Source organism: Streptomyces millisiae, from assembly GCF_031845425.1.
Lineage (GTDB): Bacteria > Actinomycetota > Actinomycetes > Streptomycetales > Streptomycetaceae > Streptomyces > Streptomyces millisiae.
Genome location: NZ_JAVREM010000275.1, coordinates 1 through 463, shown reverse-complemented (window position 1 = coordinate 463; position 463 = coordinate 1). Strand labels below are relative to the sequence as shown.

1 protein-coding gene is annotated in these 463 nt (G+C 55.1%); it reads left to right on the top strand.

The annotated features are described in order from the left end of the window. The coding region (locus RNC47_RS36645) for a multicopper oxidase domain-containing protein (RefSeq protein WP_311605187.1) at window positions 1–463 on the top strand (463 nt) is incomplete at both ends.

Here is a 463-nt window from a genome sequence, read left to right as displayed (position 1 = left end):
GAGGAATGCAGACTCACCCAGCCTCTGAAACCAACAATCCCTTGGTTGACATGCAAGCCATGAGTCCAACGCCAAAGCTGAACGATCCTGGCATAGGCTTGCGGAACAATGGTCGTCGAGTGCTCACTTACTCCGACTTGAAAAGCACTTTCCAAGATCCTGACGGCCGCGAGCCAAATCGCACCATCGAGCTTCACCTGACCGGTCACATGGAGAAGTTTTCGTGGTCGTTCAACGGCATCAAATTCTCTGACGCCGAACCACTGCGCCTGAAGTATGGCGAGCGTCTGCGCATCACCTTGGTGAACGACACCATGATGACCCACCCCATCCACCTTCACGGCATGTGGAGTGACCTCGAGGATGAGAACGGCAAGTTCATGGTGCGCAAGCACACGATTGATATGCCACCAGGTACCAAACGCAGCTATCGAGTCACCGCTGATGCCTTAGGCCGCTGGGC